The sequence below is a fragment of the Streptomyces sp. CB01881 genome, from assembly GCF_002953255.1.
Taxonomy (GTDB): Bacteria; Actinomycetota; Actinomycetes; order Streptomycetales; family Streptomycetaceae; genus Kitasatospora.
Window position 1 is genome coordinate 92,176 of the sequence record NZ_CP026498.1, and the last position, 24,297, is coordinate 116,472.

Annotated in this window: 22 protein-coding genes and 1 pseudogene; 9 read left to right on the forward strand and 14 right to left on the reverse strand. The window is 72.9% G+C overall.

The genetic code is table 11. The features are described 5' to 3' along the window. The first annotated feature begins 279 nt into the window (after window positions 1-279). Entirely contained in the window at window positions 280-699 is a 420-nt protein-coding gene (locus C2142_RS00480; RefSeq protein WP_162002364.1) for an SsgA family sporulation/cell division regulator, read from the forward strand. Between the two features lie 146 nt (window positions 700-845). Here C2142_RS00480 and C2142_RS00485 read toward each other — a convergent pair whose 3' ends face one another. Continuing rightward, complete coding sequence (locus tag C2142_RS00485) at window positions 846-1,496, reverse strand: DUF4190 domain-containing protein (protein ID WP_148640532.1); 651 nt, start codon at window positions 1,494-1,496, stop codon at window positions 846-848. A 506-nt stretch (window positions 1,497-2,002) separates the two neighbouring features. On the opposite strand from C2142_RS00485, the gene C2142_RS00490 reads away from it, so the two are divergent. After that, window positions 2,003-2,887: an MBL fold metallo-hydrolase gene (locus tag C2142_RS00490; RefSeq protein WP_148640533.1), complete on the forward strand. Its 885-nt coding sequence runs from the start codon at window positions 2,003-2,005 to the stop codon at window positions 2,885-2,887. Between the two features lie 87 nt (window positions 2,888-2,974). On the opposite strand, the gene C2142_RS00495 is transcribed toward C2142_RS00490, so the two are convergent. Further along, window positions 2,975-4,282: a YncE family protein gene (locus C2142_RS00495; protein WP_206670878.1), complete on the reverse strand. Its 1,308-nt coding sequence runs from the start codon at window positions 4,280-4,282 to the stop codon at window positions 2,975-2,977. A 258-nt stretch (window positions 4,283-4,540) separates the two neighbouring features. On the opposite strand from C2142_RS00495, the gene C2142_RS00500 reads away from it, so the two are divergent. Further along, window positions 4,541-5,080, forward strand: a complete 540-nt coding sequence (locus C2142_RS00500; protein WP_162002365.1) for a hypothetical protein — start codon at window positions 4,541-4,543, stop codon at window positions 5,078-5,080. A 27-nt stretch (window positions 5,081-5,107) separates the two neighbouring features. Here C2142_RS00500 and C2142_RS00505 read toward each other — a convergent pair whose 3' ends face one another. From C2142_RS00505 to C2142_RS00515, 3 genes are read right to left on the reverse strand one after another with little or no spacing between them, the layout of a single operon-like run. Beyond that, window positions 5,108-5,824 carry an AIM24 family protein gene (locus tag C2142_RS00505; RefSeq protein ID WP_148640535.1) on the reverse strand — a complete coding sequence of 239 codons (717 nt, stop codon included), beginning with the start codon at window positions 5,822-5,824 and terminating at the stop codon, window positions 5,108-5,110. 30 nt (window positions 5,825-5,854) lie between these two features. Next, window positions 5,855-6,547 carry an AIM24 family protein gene (locus C2142_RS00510; RefSeq protein WP_148640536.1) on the reverse strand — a complete coding sequence of 231 codons (693 nt, stop codon included), beginning with the start codon at window positions 6,545-6,547 and terminating at the stop codon, window positions 5,855-5,857. A gap of 34 nt (window positions 6,548-6,581) precedes the next feature. Beyond that, entirely contained in the window at window positions 6,582-7,973 is a 1,392-nt protein-coding gene (locus C2142_RS00515) for a TerD family protein (protein WP_148640537.1), read from the reverse strand. A gap of 158 nt (window positions 7,974-8,131) precedes the next feature. Here C2142_RS00515 and C2142_RS00520 point away from each other — a divergent pair. After that, window positions 8,132-8,311: pseudogene (locus C2142_RS00520) on the forward strand (permease); the annotation flags it as partial. Between the two features lie 252 nt (window positions 8,312-8,563). Here the strand turns inward: C2142_RS00520 and C2142_RS00525 are convergent. From C2142_RS00525 to C2142_RS00555, 7 genes are all read right to left on the reverse strand, one after another. Continuing rightward, window positions 8,564-9,043: a hypothetical protein gene (locus tag C2142_RS00525; RefSeq protein ID WP_241002297.1), complete on the reverse strand. Its 480-nt coding sequence runs from the start codon at window positions 9,041-9,043 to the stop codon at window positions 8,564-8,566. A gap of 80 nt (window positions 9,044-9,123) precedes the next feature. Next, window positions 9,124-10,545, reverse strand: coding sequence for a GH1 family beta-glucosidase (locus C2142_RS00530; protein WP_241002298.1), 1,422 nt, complete (start codon window positions 10,543-10,545; stop codon window positions 9,124-9,126). A gap of 139 nt (window positions 10,546-10,684) precedes the next feature. Further along, the gene (locus C2142_RS00535) at window positions 10,685-11,521 is read right to left on the reverse strand and encodes a carbohydrate ABC transporter permease (RefSeq protein WP_241003093.1); all 837 of its coding nucleotides are present in this window, start codon (window positions 11,519-11,521) and stop codon (window positions 10,685-10,687) included. 67 nt (window positions 11,522-11,588) lie between these two features. Then, complete coding sequence (locus tag C2142_RS00540; RefSeq protein ID WP_148640539.1) at window positions 11,589-12,530, reverse strand: sugar ABC transporter permease; 942 nt, start codon at window positions 12,528-12,530, stop codon at window positions 11,589-11,591. Window positions 12,531-12,568: 38 nt separating this feature from the next. Further along, window positions 12,569-13,855 (reverse strand): extracellular solute-binding protein, encoded by a 1,287-nt coding sequence (locus tag C2142_RS00545; protein ID WP_148640540.1) that lies wholly within the window; start codon window positions 13,853-13,855, stop codon window positions 12,569-12,571. Window positions 13,856-14,306: 451 nt separating this feature from the next. Further along, window positions 14,307-15,398 (reverse strand): LacI family DNA-binding transcriptional regulator, encoded by a 1,092-nt coding sequence (locus C2142_RS00550; RefSeq protein WP_148640541.1) that lies wholly within the window; start codon window positions 15,396-15,398, stop codon window positions 14,307-14,309. 136 nt (window positions 15,399-15,534) lie between these two features. Continuing rightward, window positions 15,535-16,650, reverse strand: coding sequence for an NAD(P)/FAD-dependent oxidoreductase (locus tag C2142_RS00555; protein ID WP_148640542.1), 1,116 nt, complete (start codon window positions 16,648-16,650; stop codon window positions 15,535-15,537). 82 nt (window positions 16,651-16,732) lie between these two features. Here C2142_RS00555 and C2142_RS00560 point away from each other — a divergent pair, with 82 nt between their 5' ends. Further along, the gene (locus C2142_RS00560; protein ID WP_148640543.1) at window positions 16,733-17,413 is read left to right on the forward strand and encodes a TetR/AcrR family transcriptional regulator C-terminal domain-containing protein; all 681 of its coding nucleotides are present in this window, start codon (window positions 16,733-16,735) and stop codon (window positions 17,411-17,413) included. Between the two features lie 180 nt (window positions 17,414-17,593). Here the strand turns inward: C2142_RS00560 and C2142_RS00565 are convergent, their stop codons facing one another. After that, entirely contained in the window at window positions 17,594-19,042 is a 1,449-nt protein-coding gene (locus C2142_RS00565) for a glycoside hydrolase family 16 protein (protein ID WP_206670953.1), read from the reverse strand. Between the two features lie 363 nt (window positions 19,043-19,405). Here C2142_RS00565 and C2142_RS00570 point away from each other — a divergent pair, with 363 nt between their 5' ends. The 3 genes from C2142_RS00570 (at window position 19,406) to C2142_RS00580 (ending at window position 20,941) form a co-directional block, all read left to right on the forward strand. After that, window positions 19,406-19,768, forward strand: a complete 363-nt coding sequence (locus C2142_RS00570; protein WP_148640544.1) for a DUF1304 domain-containing protein — start codon at window positions 19,406-19,408, stop codon at window positions 19,766-19,768. Continuing rightward, complete coding sequence (locus C2142_RS00575) at window positions 19,765-20,319, forward strand: TetR family transcriptional regulator (RefSeq protein ID WP_148640545.1); 555 nt, start codon at window positions 19,765-19,767, stop codon at window positions 20,317-20,319. Before C2142_RS00570 ends, C2142_RS00575 begins: the two co-directional genes overlap by 4 nt. Before the next feature lie 148 nt (window positions 20,320-20,467). After that, the gene (locus C2142_RS00580; RefSeq protein ID WP_148640546.1) at window positions 20,468-20,941 is read left to right on the forward strand and encodes a GreA/GreB family elongation factor; all 474 of its coding nucleotides are present in this window, start codon (window positions 20,468-20,470) and stop codon (window positions 20,939-20,941) included. An 87-nt stretch (window positions 20,942-21,028) separates the two neighbouring features. Here C2142_RS00580 and C2142_RS00585 read toward each other — a convergent pair whose 3' ends face one another. Beyond that, the gene (locus C2142_RS00585; RefSeq protein WP_174315565.1) at window positions 21,029-21,679 is read right to left on the reverse strand and encodes a DUF1345 domain-containing protein; all 651 of its coding nucleotides are present in this window, start codon (window positions 21,677-21,679) and stop codon (window positions 21,029-21,031) included. A 261-nt stretch (window positions 21,680-21,940) separates the two neighbouring features. Between C2142_RS00585 and C2142_RS00590 the strand changes: the two genes are divergently transcribed. Further along, on the forward strand, window positions 21,941-24,262 hold the full coding sequence (locus tag C2142_RS00590; protein WP_174315566.1) for an FdhF/YdeP family oxidoreductase: 2,322 nt from the start codon (window positions 21,941-21,943) through the stop codon (window positions 24,260-24,262). The last annotated feature ends 35 nt before the right edge of the window (window positions 24,263-24,297 follow it).

Here is a 24,297-nt window from a genome sequence, read left to right on the forward strand (position 1 = left end):
GCCCGCCCGCGGCCGCGGCCCCCGCTCGACCTGCGGACCCCTCCGGTCGCCCGATGCCCTACTAACGCCGTGCACCGGCCCGGGTCGCCACCAGCCCGGGTCGTCACCGGCGCCGGACCGGATCGCCGGTGCCTCGGCCATGCCTTTGACAACGCATCGTGCGTGCAGAGGAGTTGTGGAGGTTCCAGACCTGCCGACTGGCACGCCCGGTCCCGGGTAGGCGACTGGGTGAGGGTCGGCCCACCGGGGGCCGGCGCAGCGTCGCAGGAGGACGAACCGATGCCGAGGTCCGCCGTTCACCCGTTGCCCGTCACGTTCCCCGACAGCCCGCTGCCCGACGTCGCGGTGGACGCGCAGCTCAGCTTCGACCCCGGCCTCCCCTACGCGGCGTGCCTCTCGTTCCCACTGGCCGGGTGCAGCTGCACGGGCAGCGATCCCCAGGTGTGCTGGTACTTCAGCCGTGAGCTGCTGGACGAGGGACGCCACGCCCCGGCCGGACGCGGGGACGTGAAGGTCTGTCCCGGGTGCGCGGGCGAGGTGCTGATCACCTTGGAGGGGCCCGTCGGCAAGGCGGTGCTCAGTGCTCCGGCCGACGCCGTCGCCGCGTTCCTCGCCGACTCGTTCGCGCTGGTGCCCGCCGGTTCGGAGAGCCGCCACCTCGACATCGACGCCGCGGTCGACCGGCTTCTCGACGACTGATCGCACGCCCGTGTCCGAGCCCTCGGCACGCCGTCCGGGCGGCAGGCCGGCCTGGGCACAGGTCCAGGCCATCGGGATCGGGTCGATGCCGGGTGCGGCCGGTGACGCCGGTCCACCGACCGTGACCGTCCGTCGCCGGAGGACGGTCAGACCGTCGACGGAGTGCCGGTCGGGGTGGCCGGCTTGACCGGGCCGGTCCACTCCGTCGCCGAGCTGTAGTAGCAGAGCGCCTCGTGGTCACCGGGCACCCACCAGGCGAGCGCCGACGGGTAGGACGTGCCCATGCTGGCGCCCCGCGGCCGTTCCGTGCCGCTCTGCCGCTCCTGGCAGAGCCGCTCGGCGGTCTCGCTGACGGCGTCCACTCCGGGGTAGGAGGTCCCGCCGGGGATGCGGACCACCGCGAACACCTCGTACCGGTGCGGCTGGTCGCACGGGACGACCTGGTAGTCGTCCGGGTCGTGGTCGCGCCTCGGCGACAGGTAGTCGGTGGCGCAGTCGCCCGCCTTCAGGTACCACTGGCCCGCCGGCCCGGCGTACTTCGGCCGACCGTCCGGGCCTCGCTCGGGGCCCGACGAGAGGTCGTGGAAGACGAAGGCGAGGAGCACCGCCACCGCGACGGTGACGAGCCCCCAGAAGCAGGAGAACACGAGCCCCCCGACGGCGAGGCCGAAGCCGCGCTGGCTGCGGCGCGAGATCCGCCGGAAGGCGCCGATGGAGAACCCGAACGACACCAGTGACAGCGGCGGGACGAACCCGAGGACGCCGAGCACGAGCGAGGTGACGGCGAGTCCGCTCAAGCGCTTCCGCGCCGGCTGGCCCGGCGCGTTCGGCGGCCATCCGTGGGCGCCCGGCCCGTAGGCCGTCCGCCCGGCCGGTGGCGGCGCGAAGGGGTCGGCCGGGCCCGGCGGCGGCACGGCGGGGCCTGCGGCCTCCGCCGGCGGTGCGGGCACGGCGGAGGACGGATCGTCGAGAGGCTGCGACACGGTGGCTGGATTCCCGGTGAGGTAGGCGGAGGCGCCCGCTCCCCACGGGCCGCGCGGCGAATATAGCGGATCATATGACCACGGATCATTCGCGTTCCGCCTGAGGATCGCCCGCGCATCGCCCAACACGGCGCCGGGGCGCGGGGCGCGGGGCGCACGAGCATCGCCTTGAAGGGCCGGGGAGTTGGCCGGGGCGGGACCGGGGCGGGCGGCGGGCGCCTGGTAGGTTCGCCAGGGCGGCTCACTGCCGAGCCGACGCCGGACGGGGGCGGCAACCGGCATTCCCGCCCGGTGCGGAGCCCGTTGACGGGAGAACGCGCATGACCTCCGGCCCGAACCCGGTGGACTTCTCGGACCAGGCCGCGCAGGCCGCACGGCGCTCGCTCGACGTGCGCTGGATCCACGGCTCCGAGTCGGCGAAGCACAACACCGACCCCGAGCTCCAGGTCCACCACTACGACGAGCACACCGTCATCCTGCGGCAGAACAAGGCGGTCGACTACGAGGCCCCGTTCCTGTTCCTGCTGTTCGGCGACGAGCGCGCGGTCCTGATCGACACCGGCGCCACCGCCTCCCCCGAGTACTTCCCGCTGCGGCGCGTCGTCGACGGGCTGGTCGCGGACTGGCTCGCCCGCCACCCGCGCACCGGCTACCAGCTGCTCGTCCTGCACAGCCACGGGCACGGCGACCACGTCGCGGGGGACGCCCAGTTCGCCGGCCGGCCGGACACGGTGGTGGTGGACGCCGCGCTGGACACCGTCCGGGAGTTCCTCGGCCTGGGTGACGATCCCGGCACGCCGGCCCTGCTCGACCTCGGCGGCCGCGTCCTGACGTGCCTGGCCAGCCCCGGCCACCACGCGGCGGCGATCACCTACTACGACCCGTTCACCGGCTTCCTGCTCACCGGTGACACCGTCTACCCGGGCCGCCTGTACGTCGCCGACTGGGACGCCTACGTCGCGACCGTCGACCGGCTGATCGCCTTCGCGGACGCCCACCCGGTCAGCCATGTGCTCGGCTGCCACATCGAGATGACCACCGAGCCCGGCGTCGACTACCCGATCCGCTACACCTACCAGCCCGACGAGCCGCCGCTGCAGATGACGGTCGGCCAGCTGCACGACATCCGCCGCGCGCTCGTCGAGGTGGCCGGCCGGCCCGGGCGGCACGTCTACGACGACTTCCTGATCGTCTACCAGGCGTAGCGCACCGCCGGGCGGCGGCCGGGACGGCGGCCGGCGCGCGGAGGGTCACTCGACGCGGAGGGCACCGTTCAGCGTGCGGGGGGCAGCTCACCGCGCCGAGGGCCCCGTCCAGCCGGCCGGCACGTGGCCGAGGCGTACGCGCTGCGGGTGGTCGCCGACCGGCACCGAGGCGGTCTTCCGTCCGGTCGCGAAGTCGATCGCGGTGACCTGGTCGGCGCCGCTCTCGGAGATCACACAGGACTTGCCGTCGCCGCTGACGGTGGCCCAGTAGGGCTTCGAGGCGGGCACCAGCGGTCCCTCCTGGAGGGTGGCGCGGTCTACCACCGTCGCGTAGTCGTCCATGGTGCCGGCGACGCAGAGCTTGTCGCCGGCCGGGTTCACCGACAGGCCGTGGTGGCGCGAGTCGTTGACCCAGGTGGTGCGGTCCTCGCTGGTCGCGGGGTTCTTCGGCAGCGTCTTGATGTGGGTGATCCGGTCGGCGACGACGTCGTACTCGACCAGGCCGTTGAAGAAGGACACCTGGAAGTAGAGCTTCGACCCGTCGGGGGTGAACGCGGCCGGCCGGACCGCGTCGGAGAGGTCCGAACGGCCGGCGGCGTCGAGCCGCTCCCGCATGTCGATGACCTTGACCTGTGCGAAGGTGTCGGCGTCGACCACGGTGATCCTGCGGTCGCCCTTCGTCCAGTCCAGCCACGGGGCGTCGAGGGCGGTGTTGACCTCCCCGATGGACATGTTCCAGATCCGCCGCCCGCCGTCGGTGAAGAGGTTCTCGTGGGGCTTGTCGCCGGTCGCGAAGGAGCCGAGCTGCGCGCCGGTGCGGACGTCGAGCACGTGGACCGTGTTGGAGGTGGAGGCGGAGACCGCCACCCGGGTGCCGTCCGGGGAGAGCGCCATGTGGTCGGAGCGGTAACCCGACACGGGGAAACGCCAGTTGATCCGGCCGGTGGCGACGTCGAGGGAGACGACGTCGGCGAAGCTCGGGCGGGAGACGACCACCGCGGACCCGTCCGGGGTGGAGTACATGTCGTCGACGAACTGGTCGTGGCCCTCCCCCGGGCCCAGGCGGATGCCCAGGAAGTAGGCGAGTTTGACGGGGTTGAGGTAGATCTCGGTGAGCCGCTGGTCCTTGTCGGGGACGACGTTGAGGCGGCCGATCCGGGCCAGGTCGCCGCTGGAGTGGATGACGTCCGCGGTGCCGTCCCAGTTGTTGCCCACGAACAGCACCTCGCGCAGCCCCTCCGTCCGCTCGGAGGCCGCACCGGCCGCACCCGCCGCGCCCGCCGGGGCTGCGGTGGCGAGGGACAGGACGACGACTGCGGCGAGGGCGCCGATGGCTCTGGTGCGGCGGGACTCGCGGTGGGGACCGGAGTCCGGCCGGGGCCTGGCATGGGACATCGCCACTCCTTCGCGGGTGCGATCAGGGTCCGGGACGAGGGTTCGCCCGATGCCGTTACTCGACGGTAGAGACAGGCCCTCTTCCTGACAAGACGTCAGCAAGGGCTTTCCTCCCCCGCGCGGGTGAGGAGGACCGTTCCCGCGACGGAGGACCGGGGCGCCCGGCCGGTGCGACCTTGGAAGCACGGCCCCGGCGGCCGGAAGAGCAGACTCGGCTGCACTGAAAGAGGTTTGACGATGCGTAGGCTCCTCGCAGGCATGGCGGTCCTGACCGCCGCGACGGTGTTCGCGGCCCCGGCCGCCTCGGCGGCGGCCGGGCCGAAGGCGGAGCTGCGGGGGTGGGCGCGGCTCGACACGACCGGCCCCGCCCCCAAGGACGACCGGCTCACCCTCGCCGTCGACGCCCGCTCCCGGCACCGGCCCGGCAGCACCACGGGCTCGACCGAGGCACGGGGGCACGCCACGATCCGGCACGAGTTCCCCGAGGGGGGCGTCGTGAACGCCGAGATCGACGTCGACTGCCTGATCACCACGGGCTCCACCACGGCCCTCACCGGGACGGTCTCGTCACTGACCATCACCATGCCGGGCCAGTCCCGGCCGGGGCCGGCGGCGGCCTGGCATCCCGAGACCGCCTTCAGCTTCTACACCGACGACAGCGGCCACCGCCGGGTCGGCTGGCGCATCCCGCGCTACGACGACCCGACCGCCCCGCCCGCCGCTGCCAGGTGCGAGGTGCCCGTCCGGGAGGACGCGGACTTCTACCTGGTCGAAGGCGGCTTCACCCGGCGGCGGTGACCGCGCACGGCACCGCTCCTGCGGGGGTCAGCGCAGCGGCACGCGCTGCGGCGGCAGCAGCTCGCTGGGCTGGACGATGACGAAGCCGTCACCGGTGAAGGACAGCTCCCACCCCTCGGTCGCGGTGCCGCGCCGGCGCCAGGCCTCCGTGTTGGCGCTCTGCGCCTGGAGCTGCACCTCCAGCGCCGACGACCAGCCGACCACGGCGTCCGCGTCCGCGTAGACGTACTCGCCCGCCCGGACCGGCATCACCAGCGGCCGGCCGGAGGTCATCACCACCACCGTGCCGCGGCCGGACAGTTCCAGGCTGCGACTGCCGACGCCGGAGATCCGCTCGCCGCCCTCGATCCCGACCGCCTGCCACGCGATGCCGGCGTCGAGGGCGAGGACGTAGTTGCTGGTGATGGTCAGCCGGTCGCGCTGCAGCTCCAGGATGTGCAGGTGCTGGGCGAGGTTGGCCAGGTAGACCGTGCCGGTGCCGGTGCAGCGCATCAGGTCCAGGGCGGCGGGCTGCGCCGCGCCGGGGCCACCCTGCCACCCGCCGTGGCCGGCCTGCTGGTTGCGCTGGCTGCGGGGCGGCCTCCAGGCGGTGAACCGGACCCGGCCGGTGTGCGCCACCATCGCGCCGGTACGCGCCAGCACCTCGGCCCGCCCGTCCAGCGCGACCCGCAGCAGCTGCGGGTTCTGCAGGGCGAAGCGCTCGTCGCCGACGAGGGCGGTGTGGTCGAGAAGGGGACTCTGCACGGTGCTCGTTGCTCCTCAGCTGCGGGCTGTTCAGCCGCGGATCTTGAGTCGGCCGGACGTGTCCTCGCTGGGCTGGACGACGACGAACCCCGAGCCCCTGAAGCCCAGTTGCACCGCCTCGCCGCTGCCCCGGCCGATCAGCGCGCCGACCTTGAGGGTCCGCCGGGTCCTGATCTCCAGCCCCGTCGTCCAGGCGACCAGCGCGTCCGGGTCGACGTAGGTCTCGGCCTCGGCGCAGTCCAGCACCACCGGGACGCCCCGGGAGGTGACCGACACCCAGCCGCTGCCGCTCACCGTCACGTTGTAGAGGCCGGTGCCGGCCAGCAGCGCCGGCCCCTTCACCTTCTCGACGGTGCAGCCCAGCGAGGCGTCCAGGGCCAGCAGGTGCGAGCCGTTGACCGACAGCGACTCGTCGTCGAGCTGGAGGTTGAGCACGTCCGCGCCGAAGTCGGCCAGGTAGAGCGTGCCGTCCCCGAACCAGCGCAGCAGCGGGCTGCGCTCGCCCGACGCCCACTCGCCCAGCGTGCGGCGGAACGACTGCGACACCGGCTCGTACTGGAGGAAGCCGTCGTAGGCCACCATCGCGCCCGCCTTGGCGAGCACGTCCTGTCCGCTCGTCACGGCGACCCTGCACATCGCACCGCCGTGGTTGGCCATCCGGGCCGTGGCCGGTGCGGCCGTGCAGCCCTCCAGGTACGTGCCCGACAGCAGCTGCCGCTCCATTCCCGACCTCCTTGCCCGGGGCTCTCTGCCCGGCTCACACCTCGAACGGCTGGACCACGATGAAGTTGCCCGGCCCGCCCCTGAACTGAAGGCTGTACGACTCCGCGGCGTGCCCCGCGTAGGCGGAGCGCCGGATCCGCACCGGCGCCGTGGTGATCACCTGCGCTCCGCGCGACCAGGCGACCAGTGCGTGGACGTCGGCGTACGTCTCCGGCCCGGGGGTGACCGGAAGCACCACCGGGATGCCGTTGGTCTTCACCACGACCGTGCCGTGACCGCTGAACTGGAGCGTGTAGAAGCCCCCGTTCGGCAGGCCCTCGCCCTCGATCCGGCGGACCTCGTGCTCCAGGTGCGCGTCGAAGGCGAGCACCCGGTCGGAGCTGACACAGATCGCGTCGCCCTCCAGCCGCACCGTGTGGAGGTGGCTCGCCTCGTCGGCCAGGAACACCTGGCCCTCGCCGGTCACCCGCATCAGCTTCAGCGTCTGCCCGGTGAGGTTGCCCGTCAGCCTGCGCAGCACCCCGGAGCTCTCGTGGGCGAACTCGGCCCGGCCCTGGTAGGCCACCATGCTGCCGTGCAGGGCGAGGACGTCCTGCCCCTTGGTGAGGGTGTAGCGGACGAGGTGGTCGTTCTGCTGCACCCAGCCGGTCTGCTCGGGGACCTCGGCGTACTTCACCAGGCTGATCCGGACTCCCGGCCGCGCGGGCGGCTCCGGCGGCACGGCTGGCGGGGTCGGGGGCGGCGGGGGCGGCAGCCGGACGGCCGCTGCCTCACCGGCGGGCACCGGCACGACGGGCACCTGAACGGTGGGCGCCGGCACGACGGGCACCCGGACGGTCGGCGCCGGCACGACGGAGGGCTGAGCCGCCGAGGCCGGGGCCGCCTCCGGCTCGTCCTCGATCGCCTCGCCGCCGAAGTTCTCCAGCAGCGCCCGCAGGCCTCCGTCGAAGCCCTGTCCGACCGGGGTGAAACGCCACTCCCCGTTCCGCCGGTAGACGTCCGCCAGCATCACCGCACGCTCGGTGCTGAACTCCGCTCCGGTGAACGAGTAGCGGCCGACCTCCACGCCGTCCGCGACCAGCCGGACGTACCCGGAGGCGACCTGCGCCATGCGGCCGTCGCCGTCGATGGTCGCGGTCAGGCTCAGCCGGTGGATGGCCGGCGGGACGTCCGGCAGCACCACCCGGAACGCCTCGGTGTCACCGGACTGCGCGCCCAGCAGGCGGATCGAGCCCTCGGGACTGGCGGGCTGGTTGAAGAAGACGAAGTAGCGGTCGTCGCTGAGCCGTTCCTCGGCGTCCAGCCCGAAGCAGCTGATGTCGAACACCAGGCCCGGCGCGCTCAGGTACACCCCGAGATAGAGGTCGGTCCCCGGTGTCAGATCGGCTATGCGCACGCGCGAGGCCTTGACGAGTTCCCTGGTCATAGCGCCGAACCGGCCCTCCCCCTGGCTGTAACGGGCGTGGTCCTGGCGACCTTACCCCACCCCGTTCGGGCGAACCAGGAAGGCGGCCGGTTGCCGTTGACCAGGCGTTCCGGTGTGTCCGGTGCCCGCAGCCGGTCCGGCCGCGGAAGGCTGACGGGATGACGCACGCGATCCTGCACGCCCTGTCGATCACCGGCTCGATGACCTGGGAGATCACCTGGGCCCTGATTCTGGGCTTCGTCCTGTCGGCCGGTGTCCAGGCCGTGGCGCGCAGGTCCACGATCGTCTCGGTGCTCGGCGACGACCACCCCCGGACACTCGCCCTGGCCGCCGCCCTGGTGATCCGGTTCCTGCGCACCGGCGGCCGCGCCATGCTCCGGATGATGGGCGGTTCTCCCGGCTCCCAGCACGAGGACCCCGACCCCCGGCCCTGACCCGGCCCTGCCCCCCGGCCCTGAGCCGGTCCTGCCCCCGGCGCGCCTCCACGCGGCGTCCGGCGACGCTCCCGGGCGGTTCGTGCCGTCACCGGGGGCGGAGGCGGCGAGGTCGTACGGGCACCCGGGCGGCGCCCGTACGACGTCGGTACGAGGTCACTCGAAGCCCAGCGGCCCGATGCCGAGGTCCTCGCGCATCAGGCCGCGCATCCGGGCCATGGCGGTGCGGCGCTGGGCGATCAGCGGCGCGTCCTCGACGGAGCCCACGACCACCCCGCGGGCGTAGGCATCACGGAGCCGGCGCAGGCTGAGGAAGGCCTCGTTGCCCGCCGTGACGACCGGCGTCGGCCCGACGAGCCAGAGGCGCTCGCTCGCCGTGTAGAGGCCGGTGCCGCGAAACGCCTCCCGGACCGCCGCGTCGCGGGCCGCCTCGGAGCGGTGGTCACCGAGGGCCACGGCCCGGATCTCCTCACCCGCCGCCTTGAGCGCGGAGACGAACTCCGTGTACGCCTCGCGCCGCACGTCCAGCGCGTGCCGGGCCTGCTCGCGCCGCCAGCGGGTGCGGTCGGCGATCAGGGTGGCGGCGATTCCGATACCGGCACCGGTGAGCGTGGAGAGCAGGGGCATCCAGTCCATGCGCCGCAGCCTGGCCAACCGGGCCGGGCCCGCGCCAGTGGATTTTCGGCTCTCCTCCGGCCGGGCCGCGCGCCGGGCGCTCAGACCGGGGGCCGGAGCGTGCCCGAGCGGACGACCTCGGCGTACCAGCGGGCGCTGTCCTTGGGGGTGCGCCGCTGGGAGGCGAAGTCGACGTGGACGATGCCGAACCGCTTGCCGTAGCCGTACGCCCATTCGAAGTTGTCGAGGAGGGACCAGAGGAAGTAGCCCCGCACGGGCGCGCCGGCGGCGATCGCACGGTGGACGGCGGTGAGGTGGGCCTGCAGGTAGGCGATCCGCTCGGGGTCGTGGACGGCGCCCGACGGGTCGCTGTAGTCGTCGTAGGCGGCGCCGTTCTCGGTGACGAGCAGGGGCAGGCCGGGCAGTTCGTCGCGCAGCCGGGTGAGCAGTTCGTACAGGCCGTCGGCGTCCACCGGCCAGCCCATCGCCGTGCGTTCGCCCTCGGCGGGCAGGAAGCGGATGCCCTGGTCGGCCGGCCAGGCGGAGCGTTCGCCGCCGCCGTGGCCGTCCTGGCGGGGGGCCTGGCCGGCCGGGCCGTCGGCGGCGACCACGGTCGGGGTGTAGTAGTTGATGCCGAGGGAGTCCAGCGGGCGGGAGATCTCGGCGAGGTCGCCGTCCCGGACGAAGGACCAGTCGGTGACGTGCGCGGTGTCGGCGAGCACGTCGGCCGGGTACCGGCCGTGGAAGACCGGGTCGAGGAAGATCCGGTTGGCCAGGCCGTCGATCCGCCGGGCCGCCTCCCGGTCGGCCGGGCCCTCGGTGAGCGGGCGGACGGCGGCCAGGTTGAGGGTGAGCGAAACCCTTGCCGTGGCGGGGAGTTCGGCCCGCAGGGCGCCGACGGCCAGGCCGTGGGCGAGCAGCAGGTGGTGGTGGGCGGCGAGGGCCGCGGCCGGGTCGGAGCGGCCGGGGGCGTGGACGCCGCTGCCGTAGCCGAGGAAGGCGCTGCACCAGGGCTCGTTGAGCGTCGTCCAGGTGGAGATGCGGTCACCCAGGCGGCCGGCGGCCAGCGTGGCGTACTCGGCGAAGCGGTCGGCGGTGGCCCGGTCCGTCCAGCCGCCAGCGTCCTCCAACTCCTGCGGGAGGTCCCAGTGGTAGAGCGTCGCGACCGGAGCGATGCCGTGTGCGAGCAGCTCGTCCACCAGCCGGTCGTAGAAGTCGAGGCCGGCCTTGTTGGCCGGACCGCTGCCCCCGGGCCGGATGCGCGGCCAGGAGAGCGAGAACCGGTAGGCGGGCAGGCCGAGTTCGGCCATCAGCGCGACGTCGTCGCGGTAGCGGTGGTAGTGATCGGTCGCGATGTCACCGGTGTCACCGTTGCGCACCCTTCCGGGCGTCCGGCTGAAGGTGTCCCAGATGGACGGGGTCCGGCCGTCCTCGTCGGCCGCGCCCTCGATCTGGTACGCGGCGGTGGCCGCGCCCCAGAGGAAGTCGGCGGGGAACGCGAGGGGCGGGGCTTGGTCGGTCATGTCGCCTTCCGGGGTCGCGGGTTCGCGGCTGCGGGTCGTCATTACTGGTTCGCGGTTGGTGGTTCGGGGGCGCTGATTCACGGCCGCTCGCTTGGGGTCGCGGGTTCGCGGTTACTGGCTTGGGGGGCGGACGCGGGCTTCAGCCCTTGACGGCGCCCTGCATGATGCCGCCGACGATCTGGCGGCCCAGCAGGCCGAAGACGAGCAGCACGGGGAGCGTGCCGATCAGGGTGCCGGCCAGGACGATCGACTGGTCGGGTACGTACCCCTGGCCGAGCGACTTCAACGCCACCTGCACGGTCGGGTTCTGGGAGCTGAGGGCGACGACCGGCCAGAAGAAGTCGTTCCAGGTGGCCATGAAGGTCAGCATGCCCAGCACCGCCATACCGGGCCGGGCCACCGGCAGCACGATCGAGCGGAAGATCCGCAGCAGCGAGGCGCCGTCGACGCGCCCGGCCTCGACGAGCTCGTCCGGCAGCGCCTGGACCAGGTACTGCCGCATGAAGAACACCCCGAAGGCCGAGACCAGCGAGGGCAGGATCACCGAGGACAGGGTGTTCTGCAGGTCGAGCCGGACGATCAGCATGAAGAGCGGGATCACGCCGAGCTGCGGCGGGATCATCATCGTGGCGACGGTGACGCCCAGCAGCAGCCCGCGGCCGCGGAACCGCAGCTTGGCGAAGGCGAAGCCGGCCAGTGTGGAGGAGAGCACCACCCCGGCCGTGACGGTGGCCGAGACGATCAGCGAGTTCAGCAGCGCCTCGCCGATCGCGGCCTGCCGGAGGGCCTCGCCGATGTTGTGCAGCAGGTTCGGTCCGGGGGTCAACGCCGGTGTGGCCGAGCTGAGTTCGGCGTTCGACCGGCTGGCGGCCACCAGCGTCCAGTAGAACGGGAAGGCGAACACCACGGTCGCGGCGATCAGCACCGCGTAGGCGAGCGGGCCGCCGTGCAGCGGCGAACGGGGGGCCGGCCGCAGCCGGGAGGCGGACCGCGGGCGGAGGGCCGGCCGCAGTCGGGAGGTCGGTCGCAGGAGCGTCACGGGATCACCGGTCCGTACGGTTGCGCCGGGCGGCGACGGCCGCGTTCAGCAGGGCGAGTACGACGATCAGCAGGAACATCACCCAGGCGACGGCGGCCGCCCGGCCCAGGTGGAAGAAGCTCCAGCCCTGCTCGTACAGGTAGAGGCCGAGGGTCTGGTACTGGTGGGAGATCCCGCCGCGGGAGTTGCCCTCGTAGAGCAGCGGTTCGCCGAACAACTGGGTGGCGCCGATGGTGGAGACCACCACGGTGAACACGATCGTCGGGCGCAGGCCGGGGACGGTGACGTGCCGGAACTGCTGCCACCGGGAGGCGCCGTCCACCGCGGCCGACTCGTACAGCTCACCGGGGATGGCCTGCATGCCGGCCAGGTAGATCAGCGCGTTGTAGCCGGTCCACCGCCAGGTGACGATCGCCGAGACGCCGAACTGCGAGGCCCAGGTGCCGGCCTGCCAGTCCACCGGGGAGAGCCCGACCTGGCCGAGCACCCAGTTGATCAGGCCGTAGTCACGCCCGAAGAGCTGGGCGAAGACCAGTGTGGCGGCGGCCACCGAGGTCGCGTACGGCAACAGCATCGCCACCCGGAAGAAGGTGCGGCCGCGCAGCCGGTAGTTGAGCAGGTGCGCCAGGCCGAGGGCCATCAGCAGCTGCGGGACGGTGGAGAGCACGCCGATGGTGAAGGTGTTGCGCAGCGCGTTCCAGAAGAACGGGTCGGCCAGCAGACGGGAGTAGTTCTGCAGGCCCAGCCAGTCCATCCGGTCGGCGCTCTGCAACTCGACGCGGTGCAGCGAGACGTACGCCGTGTAGAGAAGGGGGAAGAGTCCGAAGGCGGCGAAGAGGCCGAAGAACGGGGCGAGGAAGCCGTACGGCGCGAGCCGGCCGGCGCGACGGGTGCGGGCCTTCGCCGGCCCGGTGGCGGGCAGGCGGGCGGAGGAGACGGTGGCCATGGGCGGTGTCTTCGTGGTGGATTCGTCGCGACTGTCCGTCAGTTCCCAGCAGCCTTGCGGATGTTGTCGATCGCGTGCTTCCAGGCGGCGTCCGGCGCGGTGCCGGTCCGCTCGACCTCGCCGAGGGCGTCGGTGAAGGCCTTGCCGATCACGCCGTCGTCCACGCCGAGCACCTGGGCCGGCATGGCGGCCGCCGACTCGCTGAAGATCCGGCCGATCGGCGCGTTGCCGAAGTAGGGGTCGGTCACGTCCTTGATCGCGGCCTGCGCGCCGACGGAGGAGGGGAAGGAGCCCTGCTTGGTGAACAGGGTGGTCTGCTGCTCCTTGGCGGTCAGCCACTTGATGAGGTCGGCGGCCTCCTTCGGGTGCTTGGCCGTCCTCGGCACGGCCAGGTACGAACCGCCCCAGTTGCCGGTCCGGCCGGGGCCGGGGGCGACGTCCCAGGTACCCGAACCGGCCTCCCCCGCCTGGCCCTTGATGTAGCCGAGCATCCAGGCGGGGCAGCTCAGGGTGGCGAACCTGCCGGTGCTGAAGGCCTTGTTCCACTCCGGGCTCCACTGCGGCAGCTTCGCGGAGAGGCCGTCCGCGACGAGCCGGCCGGCGTCGGCCCAGGCGGTCTTCACGGCCTGGCTGGTCTCGAAGACCGGCTTTCCGCTCTCGTCGGCGTAGCGGACCTTCTGCTGGCCGACCTCGGCGGTGAACATGCCGGCCGCGCTGTCGGTCCAGACGTTGCCGGGCACGGCCTTGGCGACGTACTGCCTGCCGAGGTCGAGGTAGCCCTGCCAGGTCGACCAGCGGGCGGCCAGTTCGGTGCGGTCGGTGGGCAGGCCGGCGGCCTTGAACAGGTCGGTGCGGAAGCAGATCGCCTCCGGCCCGATGTCGGTGCCGGCGCCGAGCACCCGGCCGTCCGCGGTCTTCACGGCGGCGCCCTTCCACGGCACCAGCTCGTCGTTGACCGCATCGAGGCCGAGGGTCTTCAGGTCGGTGAACTTGTCGGCCTGCTTCTGCAGCACGCTCGCCACCCGGCCCACCTCCAGGCCCTGGATGTCCGCGAGGCCGCCGCCACCCGCCAGCTTGGTCTGCAAGGCCTGCCAGTACTGGCCCTCGTCCTGGGTGTCGGTCTGCTTGACGGTGATGCCGGGGTGCAGCTTCGTGTACTCGTCGTAGAGGCCGCTCTCCTTGAAGCCGAAGGTGCCGAAGAGGTCGACGGTGATGGTCACCTTGCCGCCGGCGGCGTCGGAGGAGCCGGTGGAGCCGTTGCAGGCGGTGAGCAGGAGGGCGGCGGCGAGGACGGTGCTGCCGAGGGCGGCGGTGGAGCGGCGCATGAGGTCTCCCTGGCGGGGCGGGTGGGCTTCGTGGCGAGGGTGGGGGCGCGGTGGGCGTGGCAGGGTGCGTGCGGCGGCGCGATCGGGTGCAAGCGGGTGCGTGCGGGGTGCCTGCGCGGGCTCGCGCACGGGAAACGGCGGCCCGAGGAGCGGCCGGGCGGAGCGGGTGCGGTGCCTTGCGTGTGCGAGAGCGCTTTCTGAGAGCGCTCTCAAGCGCTGAGAGGAGCGTGCCGTGCGGTGGCGCAGCGGTCAAGAGGCTGAAACCCGAACGTAATCTCTGCGGTGCCCCGGGCCGGGCGTTCAGGAGGTGAAGACTACGGCGAGCACGGCGCCGAGGAGCGCGCCGAACACCGCGCCGAGGAGTGCGGGAAGGACGGCGCGGTGAAGCCCGCGCTCAAGACCACGCGTCCGAACCGGGTTGGGGGCCGGGGTGAGCCGGGCCAGGCCGGGCTCAGGCCGAGGCCCGCCGGACCAGGCGGGTCGGGGTGATCACCGAGGTCGGACCGCCGGCCCGCAGACCGGTCGCGGGCACCGACGCCGGGCCGGTCCCGTCGAGGCGGCGCAGCAGCAGGCGGGCCATCAGCCGGCCCATCTCCTCGATGTCCTGGCGCACCGTGGTGAGCGGCGGCTCGGTCCAGTCGGCGATCGACTCGACGTCGTCGAAGCCGACCACGGCGACGTCCTCCGGCACCCGGCGCCCCGCCTCGCGCAGCACCCGCAGCGCGCCCGAGGCCATCGCGTCGGAGGCCGCGAACACGGCGTCCAGATCGGGCCGGCGGGCCAGCAGTTCGGCCATCGCGCGGCCGCCGCCGTCGGGGGTGAAGTCTCCCTCGGCGACCAGCGCCGGGTCCCCGTCGGGCAGCACGTCGCGGTAGCCGTCCAGGCGGTCGAGGGCGGAGGTCTGGTCGAGCGGGCCGGTGATGGTGGCGATGGCGCCGCGCCCGAGCGAGCGGAGGTGGCCGACGGCCAGCCGGGCGCCGCCGCGGTTGTCGCTGTCCACGTACACGAGTTGGCGGTCGGACTCGGCGCCCGGCCAGCCCGGGCGGCCGCCCACCACGAAGGGCAGGCCGACCTTGCGCGCCATCTGGGGCAGTGGGTCCGGCTGGTGCAGCGAGAACAGCAGCGCGCCGTCCACGTGGCCGCCGGCCAGGTACCGGCCCACCCGCTCGTAGTCGTGCTGGTCCTCGACCATCATCAGCACCATCTGGTTGTCGGCGGCCGACAGTTCGCGGCCGATGCCGCGCAGGTGCTGGGCGAAGAACGGGTCGGAGAAGAGCCGGCTGCCGGGCTCGGCCACCACGACGGCGACGGCGTGGTTGCGCCGGGTCACCAGGGTGCGGGCGGCCAGGTTGGGGAGGTAGCCGAGCTCCTCGACCGCGCGCTGGACCTTCTCCCGCAGCGCCTCGCGGACCCCCGCTCCCCCGTTCACCACCCGCGACACCGTGGCGCGTGAGACCCCCGCCCGCTCGGCAACCGACTCCAGCGTCGGGCGTGGCGCGGCCGGGTCGGCCTCGGCCGTGGGACGCGGCGTCTGCTCCGGCACCGTGGGCTCCTCTCGCTCGCGGACGGCCTGCCCCTGAGCCTAGTACGACGGTCGGACTGCATGACCTGACATGGGGTGATGTGCCGCATGCGCAGCGGCGGCGCCCAGTGGACCGGGCCGGTTCCCCGGTCCTCGTTCAGGCGGGCTGGAAGAAGGCGAGCATCTTCCGGCCGGCGCCCGGCGACGCCAGGACCTCCTGGACGTGCGCGGACTGCCGGCCGGCGGCGCTGGTCCGTTCGAACATCTCGCGTTCGAATTCCCTGACGGCGGCGGGGAGATCGCCCGGGTGCGCGGCCAGCGCGAGGCCGAGCAGCGCGCCGTCGAGCATGGCCATGTTGGCGCCCTGCCCCACCGGTGGCATCAGGTGCGCGGCGTCCCCGAGCAGCGTGACACCGGGTGCCGACGGCCAGGTCAGGCCGACCGGGAGGGTGGTGATCTGCCGCGGCAGGACCGTGTCGTCGCAGGCCGCGATCAGCGCGGTGACCCGTGGGTCCCAGCCGGCGAACAGGTCGGCGAGCCGCACCCGGGCGGCGGCCGGGTCGTGGAACGGGATCCCGCTGGTGGCGAGCCAGTCCTCGGCGGTGTTGTAGAAGCTGAGGTAGATGCGCACGCGGCCGTCGCCGTTGCGCTGCGCCGAGAGGGACTGTCCGTCGCCCAGCACCCAGTAGTTGCCGCGCCCCACCATCGCCGCGAGGCCGGGGTGGGTTCGGTCGATGTCGGGGATGCCGAGCTCGACGACGTTCTGGCCGGTGTGCGCCGGCCGGGCGTCGGTGAGCAGCGCCCGGACCCGGGAGTGCGCGCCGTCGGCGCCGACCAGCAGGTCGTACGTCGCACTGCCGCCGTCGGCGAAGTGCAGGTGCCCGTCGTCGGCGGATTCGAAGGCGTGCCCCCAGCGCACCGTGTGTTCGGGGAGGGAGTCCAGCAGCAGGTTGCGCAGATCGGCGCGGTCGACCTCGGGTCGGTCGAGCGGGGCGTCGTCGGGTGTGTCCTCCTGGAGCAGCAGGGTGCCATCCGGTTCGAGAAGGCGCAGGTCCTGGCCTTGGCGACGGGCGATCGCGTGGAACCGGTCGATCAGGCCCGCCTCGCGCATCGCCTGCTGCCCGGTCCCGGCGTGCAGGTCGAGCATGCCGCCCTGGCCGCGCGCGGCGCGTGATGGTTCACGTTCGTACACGACGGCGTCGACGCCGTTCACGTGCAGTACGCGGGCGAGGACCAGGCCACCCAGGCCGGCTCCGACGATGGCAATGTTCACGGCTACCCCGATTCGCCGTATCGGTCGATACACTGTATCAAGCGATGTCACTGTAACACCCTGGCGATGTATTGTCGGCGGCATGTTGGTGTGGGAGCGGCCGGAGCCGTCGGATCGACCGGTGCCTGCCCCGCTGAGCCGGGAGCGGATCGTCGGGGCGGCGATCCGGCTGGCCGACGCGGACGGCCTGGCCGCGGTGTCGCTGCGCAAGGTCGCCGCCGTACTGGACGTCGGGCCGATGCGGCTGTACGGCTACATCGCCACCAAGGAGGAGCTGCTCGACCTGATGGTTGATGCGGTGTACGCCGAGATCCGCCCGGCCGGAGACAGCTGGCGGGAGGTGCTGCACTCCCTTGCCGAAGCCACTCGGCGGGCCGCTCACCGGCACGAATGGTTCGCCGATCTGATCGGTGGGCGGCCGCAGCTCGGTCCGCACACGCTGGCCGGCGGGGAGGCCGTGGTGGCCGCGATGGGCGGTGTCGACCTGGACGTCACCGTGCCGGCGATCGCCGCGGTCAACGCGTACGTGGTCGGCGCGGTGCGCCGGGAGGTCACCGAGCGGCGCGCCGAGCGGGCCACGGGGATGGACAAGCAGCAGTGGCAGGCCGCCTTCGGGCCGTATCTGGAGCGGACCTTCGCAACGGGCCGGTTCCCCGCGCTGGCCACGGTCGTACGCGACGGCCCCCACCTGGACGCCGACCGGACCTTCCGGACCGGCCTCGACTTCCTCCTCGACGGCATCGAGGCCCGCATCTCGAACTGACGTCCGGCCGAGGGCCCGCACCAACTCCGACCGCCGCACCGGAGGGTCCTGGCGAACCGCTGAGAGCGCTCCCCTGCCCTCTCCTCCCCCCACCCGGGCTCCCCTGCCCTCTCCTCCCCCGCCCGGGCAGGCCGCAGCGGCGGCGGACGGTGCCCGTCCGCCGCCGCGCGCCACCCCGCGTCAGGTGGTGCTGAACGTGAACCAGTTGACGTTGACGAAGTCGGCCGGCTGGCCGCTGGTGAAGGTCAGGTAGACGTCGTGCTTGCCGGTGACCGCGCTGATGTTGGCCGGCACGGTGGTCCAGCTCTGCCAGCCGCCGGTGTTGGCGACGGCGAACGAGCCGACCGGGGCGCTGGTCCGGCTGTCCAGCCGGACCTCCACCAGTCCGCTGACGCCGCCGGCCGCACCCGAGGCCACCCGGGCCTTGAACTGCCGGGCCGGGGTGGTGCCGAAGTCCACACCCGGGTAGAGCGCCCAGTCCCCGTTGGCCAGGGCGGCGAGGTTCTGGCCACCGCCAACGTCCGTGGTGGTCTCCAGCGCCGCCCCCGACTGTCCGCCGTAGGCCTCGGCCTGGATGGTGCCGTACGCGCTGCCGGTGCCGCCGGGCGGCGGCGTGGTGGTGGGCGGCGGGGTCGTCGGGGGCTGCGTGGTCGGCGGCGGCGTGCCCGTACCCCCGGAGCTGTAGACCGCGACGTAGTCGACCAGCATCGGGACGCCGGAGGCGGTGCTCGCCGTCGGCGTGCGGTAGCCCGCCACCGGGTCCGGGAAGGCGCCGCCCATCGCGACGTTCAGCAGGATGAAGTGCCCGTGCGCGGTGGCCGCGTCCCAGCTGGCCGCGTCCATCTGCGCCGAGGTGACGGAGTGGTACTGCACGCCGTCGACGTACCAGCGCAGCTGCTGCGGGCTGACGGTGCGGTCCCACTCCAGTGCGTAGGTGTGGAAGTTGCCCTGGCAGGCGGAGCCCGGGCAGGCGTGCACGGCGCCGAGGCCGGTGGTCTCGTTGCACGGGCCGCCGGGGTTCCCACCGCAGTGCAGGGTGCCCCAGACCTGGTTGACGCCGTTGACGTTCTCCATCAGGTCGAACTCGCCGATGGACGGCCAGTTCCAGTAGTTGCCGCGGTACGGCGCTCCCAGCGTCCAGAAGGCCGGCCAGTAGCCGGCCGCGGCCGCGCCGGTCACGCTCGGCATCTGGATCCGGGACTCGATCCGCAGCTTGCCGCCGGCCGGCGGTTCGAAGTCGCTGCGCCGGGTCTCGATCCGGCCGGAGGTCCAGTTGCCGTTGGCGTCCCGGATCGGGGTGATGCGCAGGTTCCCGGCGCCGTCCTGGCGGAGGTTGGCGGTGTCGGCGGTGTACGTCTGGACCTCGCCGGTACCCCAGTTGGCGGCGCCGCCGGGGTAGCTCGTCCCGGTGTCGACGATCCAGTCGGCGCCGGAGGGCAGGGTGTTGGCGGCGCCGCCGAAGTCGTCGCTCCAGACGGTGGTCCAGCCGGCGGGGGCGGGCGGGACGGCCGCCGTGGCGGTGGAGCCCAACAGTGCGGCGCAGAGCGCGGTGGCCGCGCCGGCCGCCGTCAGGACGGTGGCCAGGGCCCGGCGGGGACGCCGTCGGCGGGTGGCGGTGGTGCTGGGCACGGTGGTGCTGGGCACGGTGGTTCTGGGCACGGTGGTTCTGGGCACGGTGGTTCTGGGCACGGTGCTTGCGGACACGGCGGGGCACCTCCGGGGGTGGGCGGACGTGGGGGCTCGGAGCTGGTGAGAGCGCTCTCATCCGATGCGCACCACTGTCCCGCCCCCGAACGACTGCGGTCAAGAGGTGAAGTGACGAACTTCTGCCCTCGACCAATGGGTTCATGCCTTGAAGCGAGTGAGGTCGACCGCCTTGCGTGGGGGTCGACCGCCTTCCGGGTGGGGCTGGCCGCCCTCCGAGCGGGGTTGACCGCCTTCCTGGACATGTGTCTATGATTAATGGACACTTGTCCAGAAAGGAGCCCGTCCATGGGCGTCGTGGCGAACACGCTGGTGGCCCTGGTGGCCGCGCTGCACGGATACATCCTGGTGCTGGAGATGTTCCTCTGGGAGCGGGCGCCCGGCCGGGGCCTCTCCGGCTTCGACGCGCAGATGGCGAAGGCCACCGCCCCGTTGGCCGCCAACCAGGGCCTCTACAACGGCTTCCTGGCCGCCGGCCTGGTCTGGGGCCTGGCCGCCGGCGACCCCACGGGCTTCCCCGTCCAGGTGTTCTTCCTGTCCTGCGTGGTGGTGGCGGGCCTGTACGGCGCGGCGACCGCCAACCGTCGGATCCTCTTCGCCCAGGCCCTGCCCGGCGCCCTCGCGCTCGCCGCCGTCCTGGTCGCGCGATGAGCGACGCACGGGCCGACCGCACCCGGGCCCGGCTCCGCGCGGCCCTGCTCGCCGAGTGCGCCGAACGCCCGCTGGCCGAGGTCAGCGTGGCTGCCGTGGTCCGGCGGGCGGCCGTCGGACGGGCCACCTTCTACCTCCACTACGAGGACCTCCAGGGCCTCGCGGTGGACGCCTGCGCCGAGGTCGTCCGGGACGCCGTCGACGCCCTGCACGCCTGGCGCGGCACCCCCGACCCGGCCGCCCCGCCACCCGCCCTGGCCGCCTTCCTCACCGAGGTGGACCGGCACGCGGCGGTCTACCGCTCACTGCTCCTGCCCGGCGGCACCGGCCCGCTGGGCGACCTGCTCCACCGTCAACTCCGCGAACGCAGCCGCACCGAGCGGCGGTTGGCCGGCGCCCCGCATCCCGACCTGGTCGCCACCGCCGTCGCCGCCACCTTCAGCGCCCTGCTCGCCGACTGGCTCCACGCCCTGGTGCCGGCCACCCCGGACGAGCTCGCGGCCCACAGCTGGCGCCTGCTGATCTCGCTCCACCGCACGCCGTTCGCCTGAGGTCCCGCGAGCCTCGGGGCCGCCCGTCCGGCGCCGGACGGGCGGCCTTCGCCCGCTGCCGCAGCGTCGCGACTTGCCTGATATCTTCGAGAATGCCGCAATTGTCCCGTGGCACTCGACCGTGCCGCCTGCACTCCAGGAGCCCGGAATGACCGGTCAGGCCCAGCCCATCAGCGCCGTCGCCCGCGAAGCACTGGAACGGGAGCGCGCCGGGCTGCGCACCGACCGCGAGAAGGTCGCCGCCACCCTGCGGGGCGGCGAGGAGGTGGGCGACCGGGCGGACCAGGCCGACGAGTTGCAGCGCGCCACGGAGGTCGACCGCCTGGACGCCCGCATCGCCGAGATCGACGGGCGCCTGCGCCAGGCCGCCGTGGCCGGCCCCCCGGGCACCGACGCGATCGGCGTGGGCAGCACCGTGCGGGTGCGGTTCGCGGACGGGACCGAGACCACCGTCCAGGTCGGCGAGCTCGCGGAGGCGCTGGACCGGACCCTGGTCACCACCGACAGCCCGCTCGGGCGCGCCCTGCTCGGACGCCGCGTCGGTGAGACCGTCGGCTACGAGGCACCCACCGGGCCGACGACCGCCGTCGTGCTGTCCCTCGGCGACGGAACCGGAGCGTAGCGAGGCGGAACGGGCGGCAAGGCCGGCGAGGGACCCTACGACGACGAGGGCATCGAGGCCGGCGAGGGCGGCAGCGCAGCCTCCCGGTCACCCCGTGACGATGCCGGTCACGAGATTGATGGTGGTGGCAAGGATGCTCGCCCCGAACACGTAGGACAGCAGGCAGTGCCGGAGGATGACCGCCCGCAGCCCGGAGCTGGAGACGCTGGTGTCGGAGACCTGGTAGGTCATCCCGAGGTTGTAGCTGAAGTAGAGGAAGTCGCTGTACCGGGGCGGGTCGTCGGTGTTGAAGTCGATCCCGCCGCCGGCCGCCCCGCCCCCGGCCGGCAGGTAGTAGATGTACGCGTAGCGGGTGGCGTACATCAGGTGCAGTGCCGCCCAGGAGGCGAACACACCGCAGAACGCCGTCGCGGCCGCCGCCTGGGTCTCGTCCGACCTGCCGACCAGCAGCAACGCCACGATGCCGGTCAGCCCGCACAACGCGGCCGCCACGACGACGAGTTCCTCGACGACGGGCCGGAACTCCTCGCGCCGCGCGTTGCGGTGGGTGGCGTCGGCGTCCATGGGCCACAGGACGCACCACCCCGCCACCACGAAGACCGTCTCCGCCGAGGCGATGCCCGCGAGGATTCCCAGCGCGGTGCTGGCCAGCGCGCCGACGACGGCGCCGGCCACCGCACCGACCACCGCCGAGCAGGCGAGCCGGGGGACGGCGGGGAGCACCAGGCGGTGGTACATGGAGGGCCTCAGGACGCAGGAACGGTCAGCGGTGGAGCAGGGGGTGGAACAGCGCGGGCGGGGAGGACAGCGTCAGCGTATCCGCGTGGGTGTCCCGGCGCGGACCCGCCGCACGGAGGGAGAGAGGGACGGAGCGAGCGAGCGAGGGTGCACCCCTGCGAAGGGCCCGGTACTGCCCACGGAGTCGAATGGCGTGGCCGGACCAACGGGCATAGCCTGCCCGAAAGTGCCGTTCCGTCCCCTCATGCCCGCTTCGGAGGGTTGAGTGTCGTGAGCACCAACAGTGACCAGCAGGATCCCCGGGAGGCCGGAGTGGGGCCCGTACCCGAGGCGGATCCGGAGTTCCACCCCTACCACCACCCCGCCGCCGGCTGGGGCGCGGCGAAGAGCGTGTCCCGCTTCATGGTGCGCGAGGGCGCACTGGTGGACGGCCCGCGGGCGATCATGCGGATGAACCACGAGAACACCGGTTTCGACTGCCCGGGGTGCGCGTGGCCGGACGACACCAAGGGCCTGCACCTGGACATCTGCGAGAACGGCATCAAGCACGTCACCTGGGAGATGACCCGCAAGCGGGTCGGACGCGAGTTCTTCGCCGCGCGCTCGGTGACCGAACTGTCCGGGTGGAGCGACTACGACCTGGAGAACCAGGGGCGGCTGACCGAACCGATGGTCTACGACCCCGAGTCCGACCACTACGTCCCGATCAGCTGGAAGGATGCGTTCGAGGTGGTCGGCCGCGCCCTTCGCGGGCTGGACGACCCGAACCAGGCCTCCTTCTACACCTCCGGCCGGCTCGGCAACGAGGCCACCTTCCTCTACCAGTTGATGGCCCGCGAACTGGGCACCAACAACCTGCCGGACTGTTCCAACATGTGCCACGAGGCCAGCGGGCGCGCTCTCCAGGCTTCCCTGGGCACCGGAAAGGGGACGGTCGACCTCAAGGACTGGGAGAGCGCCGACGCCCTGTTCATCCTGGGCGTCAACGCCGCCTCCAACGCGCCCCGGATGCTCACCGCCCTCGCCGAGGCCTACCACCGCGGCGCGCAGATCGTGCACGTCAATCCGCTCGTCGAAGCGGCCGCCACCCGGACCATCATCCCCCACGACATGATGGACATGGCCCTGTTCAAGACGACCCGGACCAGCACCCTGAACATCCAGCCGCGCATCGGCGGTGACATGGCCCTGCTGCGCGGCATGGCCAAGGCGATCCTGGAGCAGTCCGAGTCCGACCCCAGGGCCCTGGACCGGGAGTTCATCGACCGCCACACCGCCGGCTTCGACGAGTACCGCGCGTTGTGCGAGGCCACGTCGTGGGAGGAGATCGAGAAGCAGTCCGGGCTGAGCCGCGCCGACGTCCTCAGGGCGGCACGCGTGTACGGCGAGGCCGACCGCTCCATCATCAGCTGGTGCCTGGGGCTCACCCAGCACGAGCACGGCGTCGACACCGTCCGGGAGATCGTCAACCTGCTGCTGCTCCGCGGCAATCTGGGCCGGGAGGGCGCCGGCCCCTCCCCCGTGCGCGGGCACAGCAACGTCCAGGGCAACCGCACCTGCGGCATCGACCACCGCCCCAGCGGCGAGTTCCTGGACCGCCTCGCCGAGGTCTGCAGGATCCGGCCGCCGCGCGAGCACGGCCTGGACACCGTCAACACCCTCAGGGCGATGCACAGCGGTGACGTGAAGGTGTTCGTCGGCATGGGCGGCAACTTCGCGCTCGCTGCGCCCGACACCCCGTACACCTACGCGGCGCTGCGCTCCTGCGAGCTCACCGTCCAGGTGAGCACCAAGCTGAACCGCAGCCACGTCGTCCACGGCCGGCAGGCCCTCATCCTGCCGTGCCTCGGCCGTACCGAGAAGGACCACCAGCGCAGGGGCGTCCAGAGCACGTCGGTCGAGGACTCGATGAGCATGGTCCACCTGTCGGTCGGCATGAAGCGCCCCGCCTCACCGCACCTGCTGTCCGAGCCGGCCATCGTCGCCGGCATGGCCCGCGCCGCCCTGCCCGACAGCGCGACGCCCTGGGAGTGGTACGTCGAGGACTACGACCGGATCCGCGACACCATGGCCCAGGCCCTCGACGGCTTCGAGGACTTCAACCGTCGGGTGCGCCTGCCGCTCGGCTTCCGCCTCAAGCAGCCCGCCCGTGAACTGGTCTTCCTGACCCCGTCCGGGCGCGCCGAGTTCTCCACCGCCGCCCTGCCCGACGTCGTCCCCGCCCCCGGCACCCTGGCCCTGGGCACCATGCGCTCCCACGACCAGTGGAACACCACCATCTACTCCGACAACGACCGCTACCGCGGGATCAGGAACCTGCGCACGCTCGTCTTCATGAACCGGGCCGACATGCGCGAGCGCGGCATCGCCGACCTCGGGCCGGTCGACATCACGAGCACCGCGAGGGACGGTAGCCGTCGCTCGCTCCACGGCTACCTCGCCATCCCCTACGACATCCCCCGTGGCTGCGCGGCCGGCTACATGCCGGAGATGAACGTGCTCTGCGCGATCGGCGACCACAGCACCCAGAGCGACCAGCCGATCATGAAGCACCTCAAGGTCACCATCAGCCCCTCCGCCTGACGGCGGGTCGGCCCACTCTCGGTCCGCCGCCCGGC